Annotated in this window: 11 protein-coding genes; 8 read left to right on the top strand and 3 right to left on the bottom strand. The window is 58.4% G+C overall.

Annotated features, from left to right (window positions below; genetic code table 11):
* Positions 1-250: 250 nt before the first annotated feature.
* The gene (gene dnaA, locus ACFRJ9_RS08780) at positions 251-1,669 is read right to left on the bottom strand and encodes a chromosomal replication initiator protein DnaA (protein WP_281449853.1); all 1,419 of its coding nucleotides are present in this window, start codon (positions 1,667-1,669) and stop codon (positions 251-253) included.
* 467 nt (positions 1,670-2,136) lie between these two features.
* Here dnaA and rpmH point away from each other — a divergent pair, with 467 nt between their 5' ends.
* The 8 genes from rpmH (at position 2,137) to ACFRJ9_RS08820 (ending at position 7,801) form a co-directional block, all read left to right on the top strand.
* On the top strand, positions 2,137-2,274 hold the full coding sequence (gene rpmH / locus ACFRJ9_RS08785) for a 50S ribosomal protein L34 (RefSeq protein WP_011776797.1): 138 nt from the start codon (positions 2,137-2,139) through the stop codon (positions 2,272-2,274).
* 41 nt (positions 2,275-2,315) lie between these two features.
* On the top strand, positions 2,316-2,726 hold the full coding sequence (rnpA, locus tag ACFRJ9_RS08790) for a ribonuclease P protein component (RefSeq protein ID WP_377666503.1): 411 nt from the start codon (positions 2,316-2,318) through the stop codon (positions 2,724-2,726).
* Positions 2,656-3,141, top strand: a complete 486-nt coding sequence (gene yidD, locus ACFRJ9_RS08795; RefSeq protein ID WP_377666505.1) for a membrane protein insertion efficiency factor YidD — start codon at positions 2,656-2,658, stop codon at positions 3,139-3,141. Before rnpA ends, yidD begins: the two co-directional genes overlap by 71 nt.
* 16 nt (positions 3,142-3,157) lie before the next feature.
* Positions 3,158-4,147: a membrane protein insertase YidC gene (gene yidC / locus ACFRJ9_RS08800; protein WP_377666507.1), complete on the top strand. Its 990-nt coding sequence runs from the start codon at positions 3,158-3,160 to the stop codon at positions 4,145-4,147.
* Positions 4,147-4,698 carry a protein jag gene (locus tag ACFRJ9_RS08805; RefSeq protein WP_377666508.1) on the top strand — a complete coding sequence of 184 codons (552 nt, stop codon included), beginning with the start codon at positions 4,147-4,149 and terminating at the stop codon, positions 4,696-4,698. The genes yidC and ACFRJ9_RS08805 overlap by 1 nt, the downstream gene beginning before the upstream one ends.
* A gap of 6 nt (positions 4,699-4,704) precedes the next feature.
* A complete protein-coding gene (rsmG, locus tag ACFRJ9_RS08810; protein ID WP_377666510.1) occupies positions 4,705-5,355 on the top strand; it encodes a 16S rRNA (guanine(527)-N(7))-methyltransferase RsmG in 651 nt (216 codons plus the stop codon).
* A 129-nt stretch (positions 5,356-5,484) separates the two neighbouring features.
* Positions 5,485-6,498 (top strand): ParA family protein, encoded by a 1,014-nt coding sequence (locus tag ACFRJ9_RS08815; RefSeq protein WP_377666512.1) that lies wholly within the window; start codon positions 5,485-5,487, stop codon positions 6,496-6,498.
* Positions 6,499-6,565: 67 nt separating this feature from the next.
* A complete protein-coding gene (locus ACFRJ9_RS08820) occupies positions 6,566-7,801 on the top strand; it encodes a ParB/RepB/Spo0J family partition protein (protein ID WP_377666514.1) in 1,236 nt (411 codons plus the stop codon).
* Positions 7,802-14,640: 6,839 nt separating this feature from the next.
* Here the strand turns inward: ACFRJ9_RS08820 and trxA are convergent.
* Positions 14,641-14,967 (bottom strand): thioredoxin, encoded by a 327-nt coding sequence (gene trxA, locus ACFRJ9_RS08825; RefSeq protein WP_021473158.1) that lies wholly within the window; start codon positions 14,965-14,967, stop codon positions 14,641-14,643.
* 34 nt (positions 14,968-15,001) lie between these two features.
* Positions 15,002-15,958 carry a thioredoxin-disulfide reductase gene (trxB, locus tag ACFRJ9_RS08830; protein WP_377666516.1) on the bottom strand — a complete coding sequence of 319 codons (957 nt, stop codon included), beginning with the start codon at positions 15,956-15,958 and terminating at the stop codon, positions 15,002-15,004.
* Positions 15,959-16,050 lie beyond the last annotated feature (92 nt).

A 16,050-nucleotide genomic window follows, 5' to 3' on the forward strand; every position in this document is an offset into this window, starting at 1 on the left:
AACTGCTGTGGAAACTGTGGATAACTCGATCTCGCCGCGGAGTTCCGCGGTTAAGCCCTGTTCACGGATTGTGCGTTAACTGGGTTTTAAACAGGGTGTGGATGGGGACAACTCCCAGGGCCGTTTTTAACGATCCACAGACGGCTTAAGGGTTTTAAGCCCATTAACCACGCTTGTCCCCTTAAGTATCCACAGGGTTATCCACATGCACCTGTTAATAAGGTATGTAGTGGCGGGCGGGATGTGGATTTCAGGAGTCGCGTTGCTGCTGCTTGATGCGGTTGGTCAGCTCAGTGACCTGGTTGTAAATCACACGACGCTCTGCCATCAGCTCGCGGATCTTTCGGTCTGCGTGAATGACCGTGGTGTGGTCCCGGCCTCCGAGCTCCTGGCCGATCTTGGGCAGCGACATGTCCGTCAGCTCGCGGCAGAGGTACATGGCGATCTGCCGGGCGGTCACCAGCGTGCGGGTGCGGGACTTGCTGCAAAGCTCTTCCATGCTGAGCTTGAAGTAGTCAGCGGTCTGGTCCAGGATCTGCTTCGCCGTGATCTCCTGGGCGCCGTCGTCAGTGATGAGGTCCTTCAGGACCATCTCCGCAAGGGCCACATCCACGGGCTGGCGGTTGAGGCTTGCGAACGCCGTGACACGGATCAGCGCGCCCTCGAGCTCACGGATGTTGCTGGAGATCTTGGACGCGATGTACTCCAGCGCGTCGTCCGGGGCGGAGAGCCCTTCGCTAAGGCCCTTCTTGCGGAGGATCGCGATGCGGGTTTCAAGTTCGGGCGGCTGGATGTCCGTCAGCAGGCCCCACTCGAAGCGTGAAGTCATGCGGTCCTCGAAGCCTGCCAGCATCTTGGGCGGCTGGTCGGACGTAATGACAACCTGCTTGTTGGCATTGTGCAGGGCGTTGAAGGTGTGGAAGAACTCTTCCTGCGTACGGTCCTTGCCTGCCAGGAACTGGATGTCGTCGATCAGCAGGACATCAACGTTGCGGTACGTCGTCTTGAAGCTGGTGCCTTCATCGTCCCGGATCGAGTTGATGAAATCGTTCGTGAACTCTTCGGAGTTGACGTAGCGGACGCGGATACCGCTGTAGAGCCGGCGGGCGTAGTGCCCGATCGCGTGCAACAGGTGCGTCTTGCCCAGCCCTGAGTCGCCGTAGATGAACAGCGGGTTGTACGCCTTGGCCGGAGCTTCGGCCACCGCCACTGCGGCTGCGTGAGCGAAGCGGTTGGAGGAGCCGATCACGAAGGTGTCGAAAATGTACTTCGGGTTCAGGCGGCCGAACTCATGCGATGTGCTCGGCGGTGTGGGCTGCGGCTTCGGCTCGGCAAAGTCTGGTACCGCGGAAAGTTCGACGGCGGGTTCGGGCTCTGCATGGACGGGCACCAGATCGGTGTCGACGTCGATCGCGCACCGGATGTCATCCGAGAAGACGTTCCGGAGGGCATCGTCGAGAGCGTCCTTGACCTGGGTCTGCAGGACTTCGCGGGTGAGTTCGTTGGGAACAGCTACCAACAGTGTTGAACCGATGAGGCCCTGTGCTTGGGCGAGGATGACGAAACCGCGCTGGCGGGGTGTAACCCGGTCGTCCTGCTCCAGAAGGCTCAGCACCCTGCGCCAGGAACTTCCGACAGTGTTGGCGTGGTTGGCTTCGTCTACTGTCATCAATCAGTTCCTAAATACTTGCTTGCCGGCGTTGCTGGCAGCCAGAGTCACTCTCCGGCGGCGCTGTTCTGGGCGGTAATCCACAGAGTTATACACAGCGGGTGGACAATGGGCTACTGAGCCACTCTAGGGGATCGAATCGCTAGAAGATAGCTGGGAAGTTGCCTGTGGATAATTACACCGTTGTTGTTCCCGATTGCGGCCTGTGAGCCACTTCATCCACAGGCTGGGAACACTGGTTGGGCACAGCTGTGGATAGCCCCGCGGCAAGCTCCCAGTTTGACTGAGGGTGCCTTTTTGCCCTAACGTTGTGAAGTCCTTTGTGTCCGCTTTTGAGATCAGTTGTAACTCCGTACGTTCACCGTGCGGAAGGCAACGGCGGCAGGCACATACAAAACTTAGCGTCGGCCAGTTCTTCCCCTTTTTTGATCGGGTGGGCGCACCTTTGATCCACTGGAGTAACTAACGTGAGCAAGCGGACTTTTCAGCCGAATAACCGCCGTCGGGCCAAGAAGCACGGCTTCCGCCTTCGTATGCGCACCCGTGCCGGCCGCGCCATCCTGGCTGCCCGTCGCGGCAAGGGCCGCGTCGAACTGTCGGCGTAAATAACTGACTTGTCGGTCAGGGTCTTTTTGCGGGTTCGACGGTGCTAGCCACCCCTAACCGTCTGCGGACGTCTACCGACTTTTCAACAACTGTACGTTCCGGCGTCCGCAATGGACGCCGGAACTTAGTGTTATATACGGCTCCTATCGGAGCCGGGGAGCCGAGTCGAATCGGCTTCATTGTCTCCAAAGCCGTCGGGAACGCCGTGACCAGGAACCTCGTTAAGAGGAGACTGAGAGAAGCAGGCGCACTTTCCTTGCACACGCATGGAACAGGCCTGGCGGTCGTAGTCCGGGCATTGCCCGCAGCTGCATCTGCCAGCTGGGAGCAACTGCTGTCGGACTACAACGCCGCATTGGCAGTGACGACGAAGCGACTGAGTGGCTCAGCTCCACTCATGGCCTCGCCGAAACACAACGGCACCACTACGGAAGGGACACCGCGTGCATGACATCAGCACCGCCGTCGTTCCTTCCTCAAGCGACCCCTCCGGCAAGGTTCCGCGAAGGAATCTGCCGGCGGTGGTTGGCACGTTCCTTTGGGACCTGCCCCGCAATATCCTCATTCTTTTGCTGAAGGCGTACCGCAAGGTGGTCTCGCCCCTGTACGGCCAGGTTTGCCGTTTCTTCCCCTCCTGCTCGGCCTATGCCTTGGAAGCAGTGACGGTGCACGGCGCCGTGAAGGGGACCTGGCTCGCAGCCAAAAGGCTCGCCAAATGTCACCCCTGGAATGCCGGTGGAGTGGATCACGTCCCCGCCGGCCATCGTCACTGGCCTGATGGCCTGACGCCCACAATTGTTGTACTGAACAACCCGGACCAGTTTCTGGCTGCTCAGGCTGATGAAGAAGGCCGCTCTGCGGCCTAACGAATAGGGATATCGTATGGACTTCTTTGGAACAATCATGTTTCCGTTCAAGTGGTTGGTGTCAATCATCATGGTTGGCTTCCACGACGGACTGAGCTTCATCGGCCTGCCTGCCGCCAACGGCTGGACATGGACGTTGTCTATCATCGGCCTCGTGCTGGTGATCCGTGCCGCCCTGATTCCCGTTTTCGTCAAGCAGATCAAGGCCCAGCGCGGAATGCAGTTGCTGCAGCCGGACCTGAAAAAGCTGCAGACCAAGTACAAGGGCAAGACTGACCAGCTCTCCCGCCAGGCCATGGCGCAGGAGCAGATGGCGCTCTACAAGAAGCACGGCACCAATCCGTTCTCGGCCTGTTTGCCCATGCTGATCCAGATGCCGTTCTTCTTTGCGCTGTTCCAGGTGCTGTCCGGTATATCGACAGCGAAGAACGCCGGTGAGGGCATTGGTGCCCTGAGCCATGAGCAGGTTGTGCAGTTCGACCAGTCGAGCATCTTTGGCGCACCCCTGTCGGCATCGCTGCTGCACGGTGGTGTTCCGGGCACCGAAGTGGCCGTCTGGACTCTGTCGATCATCATGATCCTCGCCATGACTGCTTCGCAGTTCATCACGCAGAAGCAGATCATGGCCAAGAACATGTCCGAAGAGGCCATGGCCAGCCCCTTCATGCGCCAGCAGAAGATGATGCTCTACATCCTGCCGCTCGTGTTCGGCATCGGTGGCATCAACTTCCCGATCGGTGTCCTCATCTACTGGACCACCACCAACCTCTGGACCATGGGCCAGCAGTTCTTCGTCATCCGCCGTATGCCCACCCCGGGTTCCCCTGCCGCCAAGGCACTGGAGGAGCGCCGCGCGGCGAAGGGTCTGCCGCCGTTGCTGGGAGGCAAGAAGAACGCGAACGCCGCTGCGGACGCAGCCGCCGAAGCCGAAGCGGCGGCCGCTGCTGCTGCCGAGCTCCGGGCCCAGCGCGTCCAGCCACAACGTAAGAACAGGAAGAAGAAGTAATGTCTGCTGAGAGCACTGAAGAAGTTATTGCTGCTGTGACTGAAGACCAGGAAGAGACCCAGGAAGAGACGCCCTCCAAGACGGCCAGCCGTCTGGAAGAGGAAGGCGACATTGCCGCCGATTACCTCGAGGAACTTCTTGATATTGCTGATATCGACGGCGATATCGACATCGAGGTCCGTAACGGCCGTACGTACATTTCCATCGGCGCGGATGAAGAATCCGCTGCACTGGACAGCCTCGTGGGCCGTGACGGAGAGGTCCTCGAAGCCTTGCAGGAATTGGCTCGTCTCTCGGTTCTTTCCGCTACGGAAAACCGTTCGCGCCTGGTTCTGGATATCAACGGGTACCGCAAGGAGCGCGCGGGTGTTCTGCAGCAGATCGCCGAAGACGCCGTAGCCAAGGTCAAGGAATCCGGTGGAACCGTAGCCCTTGAACCCATGAGCGCCTACGAGCGCAAGATTGTCCACGACGCCGTTGCCGACCTCGGATTCGTCTCCGAGTCTGAGGGCGAAGGCGCCGGCCGTCACATCGTAGTTTCGGCTGACTAACGGCTCATGGTTGAAATAACCTCAGCGGAACTGCAAGCAGCAGAGAAGATCTTCGGGGAGCGCTTGGATCTTGCCAAGCGCTATGTGGAGCACCTGGCTACGTCAGGAACCGAACGCGGACTGATTGGTCCCCGTGAGATTCCGCGGCTATGGAGTCGACACGTACTGAACTGTGCAGTGATCGAGTCCGCCATTGCCATGGACAGCCATGTTGCCGACGTCGGATCCGGCGCCGGCCTGCCGGGCCTCTGCCTTGCGATTGCCCGCCCGGATCTCGAATTGACGCTGATCGAACCGTTGGAACGTCGTGTCATCTGGCTCCAGGAAGTCGTCGATGACCTTGGCCTTGAGAACGTGACCATCATGAGGACACGGGCTGAGCTCGCGGTCGGCATGGTGGATGCAGACGTTGTTACCGCTCGTGCGGTGTCGGCGCTGAGCAATCTGGCTGGCCTGACCATTCCCCTTTTGAACGGTCGCGGCGAAGTGGTGGCCATCAAGGGTAGAAGCGCCGAAGAAGAGATTGAGAAAGCCAAGAAGGTCATCCGCAAACTCGGCGGCGTGGAAACGTCCGTTGTGGTTTGTGGACAGGAGCTTTTGGAGGAACCCACCACCGTGGTGAGGATCATCGTCAACAAGCCCGGAAAGACGGCCTAGGTCCCGCTCGGTTTCCCGCGTGTCGGCGGCTGAGCGGTTAGGCTAGAGAACGGCAGCAAGCGCCGAATGAGAGTGAGAGTGTGACCAGTGGGCAGTAGTGAAACCTCCACGCAACGAATCCCCCCGTTTATGTCTTTGGGGTCCGCGCGGGCCATGGCCACACCCTCTGCGTCTCTTCAGTCAGCGATCGTGCGCACTAATTCGGTTGATAATGCTGCCGTTTCACGTGAAACCGTCCCAGATGGAGTGCCGAACCTCATGGATTCCATTGACGATTCCAGCCCCATCGCGCGTCAGCTGGCCAACGAGACCCGTCGTCGCGAGCGGCTGATCGGCCGCGAGCTGCCAAAGCCGGACGGCACACGGATCTTCACTGTCTCCAACCAAAAAGGTGGCGTCGGCAAGACCACCACCACAGTGAACATCGCTGCAGCATTGGCTTCCGCGGGTCTCAATGTGCTGGTGATTGACATCGACCCCCAAGGCAACGCTTCCACCGCCCTGGGCATTGAGCACCACGCCGATGTAGACAGCATCTATGATGTCCTGATCAACGACCTTCCGTTGAAGGAAGTCGTAGCTCCATGCCCGGACATTCCAAACCTGATCTGCGCTCCTGCGACCATTCACTTGGCTGGTGCCGAAATCGAGCTGGTTTCACTGGTTGCCCGCGAACAGCGACTCCGCCGCGCCATCGATGTCTACGCCAAGGAACGCGAGAAGAACGGCGAAGGCCGGCTGGACTTCATCTTCATCGACTGCCCGCCGAGCCTGGGCCTGCTGACCGTCAACGCCTTCTGCGCTGCCAGTGAGGTCCTCATCCCCATCCAGTGCGAATACTACGCGCTGGAGGGTCTCAGCCAGCTCCTCAAGAACATCGAGATGATCCAGAAGCACCTCAATGCAGACCTGGTTGTTTCTACGATCCTCTTGACTATGTATGACGGCCGGACGAACCTTGCGGCGCAGGTGGCTTCCGAGGTCCGGCAGCACTTCCCCCAGCAGGTTTTGAGTGCCGTTGTTCCGCGTTCGGTACGGATCTCCGAGGCACCGAGCTACCAGCAGACGGTCATGACGTACGATCCTTCCTCCAGCGGCGCGCTGTCCTACATGGAAGCCGCTGCCGAAATCGCTGAACGCTAGAATTCTTGAAACACTGCAACAGCTTGAGCCGGTCCGTGCTCGGCTATTCCATCGGAGGGATGAATCAATGAGCGAAAAGCGAAGGGGCCTCGGCAGGGGTCTTGGGGCTCTCATTCCTAGCTCGGCCGCGGCCCAGGGTAATGGCACTGCGCCGTCCCGTCCCGTGGATCTGTTTTTCCCGGAAGCCCGGAAGACAGCCGAGCCCTCGGTTGAAGTTCCGAACGAGGAATCGGTTGCTGAAACGACTGCCTCGAAGCCAGCAGGGGCTAAGTCTTCCGCTCCTGCCAGGACGGCTGCTCCCGCGAAGGGGCCCTCGAAACCGGCCGCCAGCAAGCCACCGCGTGCAACCAAAGCTTCGCCCGCTAAGAATGCGGCTTCCGATGCTGGCACCAAGCGCGCTTCCGGCTCCGATGATGTGACCATCGGCGACGCAGAGGCACGGACTGCTGCCATACCTCCCGCTCCGGAGGTTGACCTGGTGGAGGTTCCCGGAGCCCGGTTTGCCGAGATCGCAGTAACGGACATTCATCCCAACCGCAAACAGCCTCGCTCGGTCTTCGATGAAGATGACATGGCTGAGCTGGTGCACTCGGTCAAGGAAATCGGCGTCCTCCAGCCAATTGTTGTACGTACTTCAACCGAAAAGGGTGGAGAACCGTATGAGCTGGTCATGGGTGAACGTCGTTGGCGTGCAGTCCAGGCCGCAGGACTCGAAACGATCCCAGCGATTGTCAGGGACACAACTGACGACGACCTTCTCCGTGACGCTCTTCTTGAGAACCTGCACCGCAGCCAGCTGAACCCCCTTGAAGAAGCTGCTGCCTACCAGCAACTCCTTGAGGATTTCGGAACCACTCATGAGCAGCTGGCCGACCGCATCGGCCGATCCCGGCCGCAGGTGTCGAACACTCTCCGCTTGCTCAAGCTTCCTCCGCTGGTTCAGCGTCGTGTGGCAGCAAGCGTTTTGTCCGCTGGTCATGCACGTGCCTTGCTTGCCCTTCCGGATGCTGCTGCCATGGAACGCCTCGCGCAGAAGATTGTGGCCGAGGGGATGTCCGTCAGGGCAACTGAAGAGGCTGTGGCTCTCTACCAAGATCCCACTACGCCGGCTAAGAACAGCATTCCCAAGCCGAACGCACGCCATGAACGCCTCGATTACCTGGCATCCTCCCTCTCGGATCGTTTGGACACTAACGTGAAGATTACCCTTGGGGCACGAAAAGGCCGTGTGAGCATTGAATTCGCGAGTGTAGAGGATCTCAACCGAATCATGGATGTTTTGGGTCCGGGGTCTGAAGACTAGATTTTTTACCAACTGAATGGGGTTTGCTCTTGGAGCAGGCCCCATTTCTGTCTTCGAGAGTCGTTGGCTTTGTGCCTGACAGTCTCACCTGGTTGCACGTTCATTGGACCGTTTGAGCTTTGCGACATGGTTTCACGTGAAACATAGTGAGCGGCGCCATGGGGAGGTGCGAGGGGGCTGTAGGTTGGCTTGTTTTAGTGGGCGCTGGGTGTCTTGTCAGGTTTGAGGTCGTGGGCAGCTCGAAGGTCTGGGTGCGGCGCTTGTGCCGGTACTCGCGTGTAGCTGTAGACACTACTTGTCGTTCGCTTTTCGTATTTCTGGCAGTCGGTCTGGGTGTCCGTGACTTGAGGATGGGTGAGACTGGGGGCTGCCTGTCTCGGGTGTTAGTGGGAACTTTGAGTCAGATGGGACTTGGACAACAATAGGCCTGTGGGGCCGCGCGACAAGATTTCACAGCGAATGGCTGCTAGAGATGCATCTAGGACGATTTGGGAGCGTCTGGCGCCGTTCTGGGGCTTCTAGGAGGTGTTTGTGCCTAGAAAGCACACTCTTTGCGGCATCTGACGCCGCCAGGTCCTATCCCTACTTCCCAAGTCTTCCCAAGGCCGAGCGAACTCTTTCTGAGAACCTGGCCAAAATAGGTCTTGTTCGAAGGTGATTGCTCCGATGGGCGGCAAAGGGTCGCCACAGTCGATCTCGGTGGGGCAAGTGCACATTCACTGCTCAACACGAACCAACGGAACTTATAGAGCGTTTGATGGACACTTATCGCCTGTTTGCATTGACCTGCCTTGCTCGGTTTGTCCTTGTTTCACGTGAAACATGCGCGGTACCCGTCCCTGACTTAGGACTGAACTCATTTGCTGGCATTCGCGTTCCTTTGTGGCCGACGCTAGCGCGTCGACACAGCTTCCCGAGGCAACTGCCAGTCAGCGATACACTGAATTTTGGAGCTCCGTGCGTACGGTAGGCACGGTTGCGTCCTATTCTTAGTCCGACTGCTGCGCTTCGGCAGTCCATCAGAGTACATTTGGCCCGTATGCTGGGGAAACCCCGGACTAGCCTCCACTTTCACATCGAACCGCTGGGCGCATGGGTCTCTGCCGGCAGTTGTTGAGTCCATGGCAATGCCAGGCATAAGGAACGTGGCGGCTGACGACGGCTCCTTGTTTCACGTGAAACAGCGAACACTTCAGTCATCGCCGTACAGTTCGCCTGACGGTGACGGTGACGGTGACGGTGACGGTGACGCTGACGGTGACGGTGACTTCTGGGGTCTTGGCGCATCTAGATTCTGGCGGGACCATTTGGAGTTATGGACATATGATCATTCTCTCGAACAAGTTTCCTCCTATCCCCACGGAAGACGTATCGGTCCCCTGTTTCACGTGAAACAACGTCGTCCATGCAGCCTGGATTGAATCACGGTCGTTTCTCCAGTCTGGATTGAAACGACTGCGGTTGCTATCTCCGCCGAGGATTCAACGAACAGCATGAACCTTCGTCGTGCAGGATCGTGTCCTTAGCGAGCTGCATGCTTGAAGGGGGCAGGCCACTGGCAAGTCTGTCAGCCGGTAGCCTCCTATGCGAGCAGAAGAGCCACCCTTGGTTTGCAGTCAGCATGGAGTGTGGGAAGCCGCCGGGTAGGGTAACAACCAGGCTGACCGTGATCGCGGGCTGTACTGCTCTTCCCTAGACAATTGCTAGTGGAACGTCGGAAACGCGATCGACGTGTCTACGACGTCAGCGTTCACTTCCTGGTGTCGGCGAGCGTTTCCTCGGTGAGAAGGCGCAGTTGTGGGATTTGGCCAGCGTCTACGCGGACGCCGAAAGCGATTTGGGCCCGCCGATGCTGCTGAGGAACACCAGCAAAGGATTGAAGGGGAAACGTAGACCGCGACGGCACTAGTCAGTCCTGCCTCGTTCTCGCAGGCGATCTTCCCGCTGGAAAATGCCGTTGAATGTCAGCCCGCTCAGTGCGGTGTCATTCCTGAAACGTGGTCTAGAGCGCGCTTCAGCTTCACGATGAAAGGCATCGTTGCAGCGTCAACCCGGATGACGGCAGCGTCAACCCCGATGACGGCAACGGGATCCGAAGAATGACCTTGATGTCCCAATGAAGACGAAGGCGCAGTACACGTAAAGTTCCTGAATGTTTGCGTACTTGGCGTTCGTGGTGTTCCAAGGCCGAATGCTGCATCGGAGCCAGCCTCACCTTGCAGTGGGTAATGGGTATGCACAGAGGAACGCCGAAGCTGCTGGCGCCAATGTCGGATTGCCGCGGGTCTCGGCGCAACGAAGCTTCAGAGCCGTGAAGGCTTTGGTCTTTGTGGACTAGAGCTGGCTGAGTGAGTACCCGTCGGATAGATGGGTTGGCACGTCCCGTCGGTTCGCTCGGCCCAACACGAGGGCAGGTCTGGTAGGAATCGCGAAGCCTCTAGCTGCATGTCTCCACTACGCGTTGACCCTTCACGAAGCGGTGATGATGCTGCACGTCCATCGTCCTTGGCAGACCGGCGACCGATGCCACTGTCGTGAGTACTCTTTGGGGCAGGCTGTGGTTCTGATGTCAGCACTCCCCCGTGGGCGCATGGCCTATTGCGTGGAGGAAGGCAGCAAGCGTTGGCGTACGGCTCTCGTGTTAGGAAGCGGATGGCCAGGGTTACCGACTTGGAGCCAGAACAGATGCCCGGCGCCTGACCAATGACCGGTCCGTGCTGGCCTTGTCGCAAGAGAATGATCTGATGTTGTGGATGCAGGTTCCGGCCGGCTCCCTGGACAGTGGATCGGGTAATCGTCAGTGTGTTTTGTCGTCACTGTGTTGCTGTCCGGATGCGAACCAAAGGTAGGCTTGTTTGGAGCCAGGCCTCGAACTCCTTCGGTAATGTTTCACGTGAAACAGAGCCGGTGCGGATGCTCTGCACGGGCCTTGCTCAGCGTCGAGAGAACCCACATGGGTGTCAGATTCACCAGTGGATAAGGCTGTGGATAACTTTGGGGATATCACTGTGGATAGGACGCCTCTCCCGCGTCATTGGACGACCTCGGGGCGAGCACGCTTCTCGCCGATAGTTGACTTGAGAACTAGCTTTCTTCGTGTCCTGGTCAATCGGAAGCCTCGTACGAGATTAAGCACACAGTAGCCCGGAAATTCGCGTATTTGCATTGCTTTTCAAGCCTTACGTGAGACGCAGGTGAGGTCAGGGGCGACTATACGCTTCGTCACAGCGGGGCCGGCAAGCGCGAGCGTCCGAGTGGTCGAATATCGACATAACGGGCCGTGCTGTGGGTAAGATCATGACCGGTGGATAAGCCTGTGGATAACACTGTGCATAAGTTGTGGGCCAATCCTCTTGGATCAGCCAGTCGAGCGTCCCTAACCTACGGTCGTCGCATGCCTGGCTTGCCAATGCTCTGCACGGCAAAGTCCCGACAGGAGCCTATTCGCTTAGCTATGCCGTAGGTCCTGGCATAGCTGTTGTCTTGGGGTCGGCGAAAAGCGTTGGTCATTGTGGAGCGGGCTGAGTCCGAGCCCGGGCCAGCATCTCCAGGACAGTCATAGTTTCGGGTTAGGCCGTTCAATAGATCGGATGTCTTAGATCACACTTTCGCCTTACTGACCGGGTGGTTCCAACGACGACTACACAGCTTGGGTCAATATTCTCCAGGATTCCTTGCGGGGCATGGGGATGCTCGTGTGGCATTCGGGGATCAAAGTGGCAGCTTGGGTAGGTGCGTTCAATAGTGTCTCTGAGGTCTTTGCCAACCCTTGGACTGGATGCGAAGCGGGACTGACAACTGTCGTCTCTTGCCAAGCAGCAACGGCTGGTCGCGCAGCAATTGCTGACCTTGTTCCTGGAGGTCCGCTTCATCGCACCGGCTGAAGGGGAAAGTCTTGGCCCAGCCGTTCAACGCGGAGGAGAACCGGCTTTGGATCGAAGGCGCACTGGTCTCACCAACGGAATACTCCAGGTGCGCAAAAGGGATCGCCACTAGGATGTTGGCCTCAGTTTCACGTGAAACATTGCTGACTCGTTGTCGTGATTGCGGGTTCGAGGGCGTGCGCTCTCCCGCTAGTCGGGTTAGTGGGTGTGCCCCCACCTCGTCGTGCAGCACGCTCAGGCGATCAGCGGCGAGTCTTCCAGAGTATCGGGCTCCAGGGCCTGCCGTGCCTCCGTAAGCAGTCTGCAATTCCCTTCTGGCTACGGTCCACCTGACGGGCCGAGCAATGACTGTTTGTGTTTGCTCGTAAGATGAGTTGTCCTCGTGTGACACCGCGAACGCGTCCCGAATTCCAGTTCAGACAGCGGAGGGTCCGACGTCCAGAAGGCCTGCCTGAGGGACCGCTGATGGCCGTCCGACGAGCGGGCCGGCCGGATGTCCATGGGTCCCATCTCATCGTGTGACAGGCTTCGGTCAGCGGGCCGTAGGAGCAGCCATCTCGGGACGGCGGATACGTCACTGACTAAGTGCATGCTGAATAGTTCCCTTTCCGGGCGTTGTGTCCTCCGTCTTCGCCAAGTTGCCGGGTCGCCAGTATCGGCCATTGGTTTGCTGCAATTCTGACCGTGGGTTACGGCAGCCTGTAGGGTGATGGCATCGTGGTGCATGAAATTCAGCAGTTGTCTTGGTGCCAGCGCGGTCGGCCCCCCGGCACTAGGTCGGATTCTGGGTCCTGTCTGTCTTTGGTTTCCGGCGGGGTCACTCGGGGCGGCGTATGCACTCGCTGCCCGGGGTCGACTCCTCGGCCATACCTCGAAGGAAGGTAGACCTACCATTTTGTGCCTCCTGCCTGGGAAGGAAACCTAGTTCTCTACCCATTCAGTGTATTTGGACCATGGTAGATGCCGCGGGTTTCTGCTGGAACGGTCTATCACTGGTGCATGCCCACCAGCCGGCGCGATACGTAGGAAGTGATCAACGGGTTGTTTCACGTGAAACACAGACGTGGGCACGCTTAGCGCAGACGAATCAACGGCGTTAGTGGGCTCTACCAGGCTATCGACACAAGACTTCTGCAGATTCAGGCGGAGGATGCTAGCTATCGACTAGTATGGACAAGATAGGCAGTGGTATTTTGCCGCCAGATGAGCCGTGGTCTGACGCATGCTGACGAGGTTGACGGTAAGTCGGTCAATGGGCCACAAGGTGCCGCAATGGCATCACAGGAGTACCCGCCGAACCCCTGTGGTGCTTCGAAATCAGACGGCTCAGTTGGCCACCACGAGGCTTGGGAACTCAAAGCGATTGCCTACGCACTGCCTTGGTATCCGCCACCAAGAGGCCACCACCCCTTCGCCAGTTGCTCATATGCCCACTTAGACGTCGAATCCGGAAGAGTCACCCAACAATCCGCCTGTCACCAACGCATGTAGTGCTGAGTGCTGTGTTGGTGGCGATGTAGCCCGTGTGGGGCTTGCATAAGGAGTCCGCACGAAATGCGATCCTGGCAGCGCTCGGAAACGCCGCGTTTGCGAAAACGAACCGTCACTCGCATGCCTCCGAGTGAGGTTTGGCGGATCTAAATACTTGAAACGCCGTCGAGGCGTGCTTCGCGTTGGCTCCTCTGGTCCTACTGTGAGCACGGCGGGAAGGACTGCGATGGGACGGTTTGAACAACTGTAAGCCTCAGTAGGGACGACTGAAAGCCGCGCTGGCGGGGACGTGGGCACGGTCAGGACGACTGAAAGCCATATAGGTAGGAACACTGGACTGGGAAGGCCGAAATTGAAGTTCACGAGGAGTTGATCCGGTCTCCGTTACTTGGGTACTTCCTTCGTGGGTGGCTTCTCCGAATTCAGCAGCTAACAATTGGCCAGGGGGACGCTCAGGCTCCTGACACTGTTACCCCAGTCCTTCCGCCCTAGGCGACGGGCGACGGGCTAAGAGCCAGGGGCTACGGGCTACGGGCTGCATGCTTCGAGCAGCGGGCATCAGGCTAGCGAGGACGTTATGCGCGGGTGACACGGTTCCAAAGGCCGAAATACTTTGCCGGGTTTCACGTGAAACATCCGTGTTGTCTGCAGGCAAGAACTATGCGGACTTCACTCGGCATCAAAGCACGGGCGGATTCCTTTTTCGTGCGAAACACCCACAAAGCCCGCATCCAGCTGCTATCCGGATGCCTGATCCGGTACAACGCACTGGGAAGCTCGTGTTTCACGTGAAACACGGCCGAGGAGGTCTGGAACATCACTGCGTTGAAGAACTGAGTGACCGAGGCTCAAGAACGTCGCGTCTTGAGTCGACGTGGAGCACAATCCCGAGAGCCGCGTCATCCGAACAGGAATCATGGCGAATGAGTGCTGGGACCGACGAATCAGTGCTGTCCAGACACCACCTCCCCTAAGATCCCTTACACCTACACCTACTTCAGTCCCGGACCCGTTTGCCCAGCTACCCCAAAGCTCGGGAACCCGGCTACCAGAGACTCTGCTCGAGGCAGGGGCTCCACTGACATTCGTGATTACCCGACTAGTCTTTTCACCACTGAGCATTTCACTACTGCGGGTCTCACGACTGCGTGTCTCACGACTGCCGGTCGCATGGACGCCCGGATAGCCCACCAGTTGGTCCAAGGGACAACAACGCCTCGCGGCAGGAAGGCATTTCCGGAGTATCGATTTGGAAGCTCCAGAGAGGCGGGAAGGACGAAAGTTGTCCCTACCCCAGGTAGGGACAAGTGAAGTTCCAGCAAATGAGCCAGCAGAAGGGCACTCCGTGGAAGATATGACGAAAGGTAACCAAAATCGGTATATCTCATCCAGAACAAAGAAAAACCGGCAGCTCCCGCTCGTTTTGGGAGCGGCAACTGCCGGTTTTCGGCAAACTGTGAGGAACTAGGACAGGACGTCCGCGAATTCCTTTTCGAAGAACTGCTTCGGCTTGGCTCCGATGACAGTGCTCTTCACTTCTCCCCCGCTGAACAAGTACACAGCCGGGATAGAGGTGATGCCGTACTCCGCGGCAATGGCAGGGTTGTCATCGACGTTGAGTTTCACGACGTCAACCTTGTCGCCGTACTCAACGGAGATCTCGTCGAGGATGGGGCCGAGCTTACGGCAGGGGCCGCACCACTCCGCCCAGAAGTCCACGATGACCGGCTTCTCGGAAGCCAGGACGTCCGTGCTGAAGCTTGCGTCTGTTACGTCTTTAGCGTTGCTCATAACTTTTCCCTTCGTGTGGTTGCTTGGATGCAGCTTAGGAGGTCAGGTCCGCGAGGTAGTGTTCGACGTCGAGTGCGGCCACGCAACCGGAACCGGAAGCCGTGATGGCCTGGCGGTAGGTGGGATCGATGACGTCGCCTGCAGCGAACACGCCCTTGATGTTGGTTCGGGAGCTCCGACCCTCCACCGCGATGGTTCCCTCGGGCGTCAGATCAACCTTGCCCTTGACGAGATCTGTGCGCGGATCGTTGCCGATGGCCACGAAAACGCCGGTGACTGCGAGTTCAGATTCTGTGCCGTCAACCAGGTTCTTCAACTTGAGGCCGGTGACCTTGTCACCGCCAAGGACATCTTCAACGGCCGTGTTCCAGACGAAGTTGATCTTCTCGTTGGCCTGGGCGCGGTCGCCCATGATCTTGGAAGCCTTGAGGGTATCTCGGCGGTGGACAACAGTTACGGACTTGGCGAACTTGGTGAGGAAGAGCGCTTCTTCCATGGCCGAGTCGCCGCCACCGATGACAGCAATATCCTGGTCTTTGAAGAAGAAACCGTCGCAGGTTGCACACCAGCTAACACCGTGGCCTGAAAGTCGCTTTTCATTCGCCAAGCCGAGCTCGCGGTAGGCGGAACCCGTGGACAGGATGATGGCCTTCGCCTGGAAAGTCTCCCCAGTGCCGATTGTCACGGTCTTGATGTCGCCTTCGAGATCCAGCTCGGTGACATCCTCGAACTGGATCTCAGTGCCGAAACGGGCAGCCTGCTTCTCGAAGTTCTCCATGAGGTCGGGACCCATGATTCCCTCGGGGAATCCCGGGTAGTTTTCAACGTCCGTGGTGTTCATCAGTTCGCCACCAGCAGTGACTGAACCGGCAATGAGCAGAGGTTTCATGTTGGCGCGGGCGGTGTAAACGGCGGCTGTGTAGCCGGCAGGGCCTGAACCTACGATGATGACGTCACGCACCTGCGATGCGCTGTTTTCTGCAATGCTCACGTGGCGTGAACCTCTTCCTTAGTCGATGCTGCGGCTTTCGGGGCAGCCACCTGACTCAACCCCTGTTTCGCCCCAAATATTCCGTTGGCTTT

Origin of the sequence: Paenarthrobacter sp. NPDC056912, assembly GCF_042786555.1 — a bacterium.
Classification (GTDB): Bacteria; Actinomycetota; Actinomycetes; order Actinomycetales; family Micrococcaceae; genus Arthrobacter.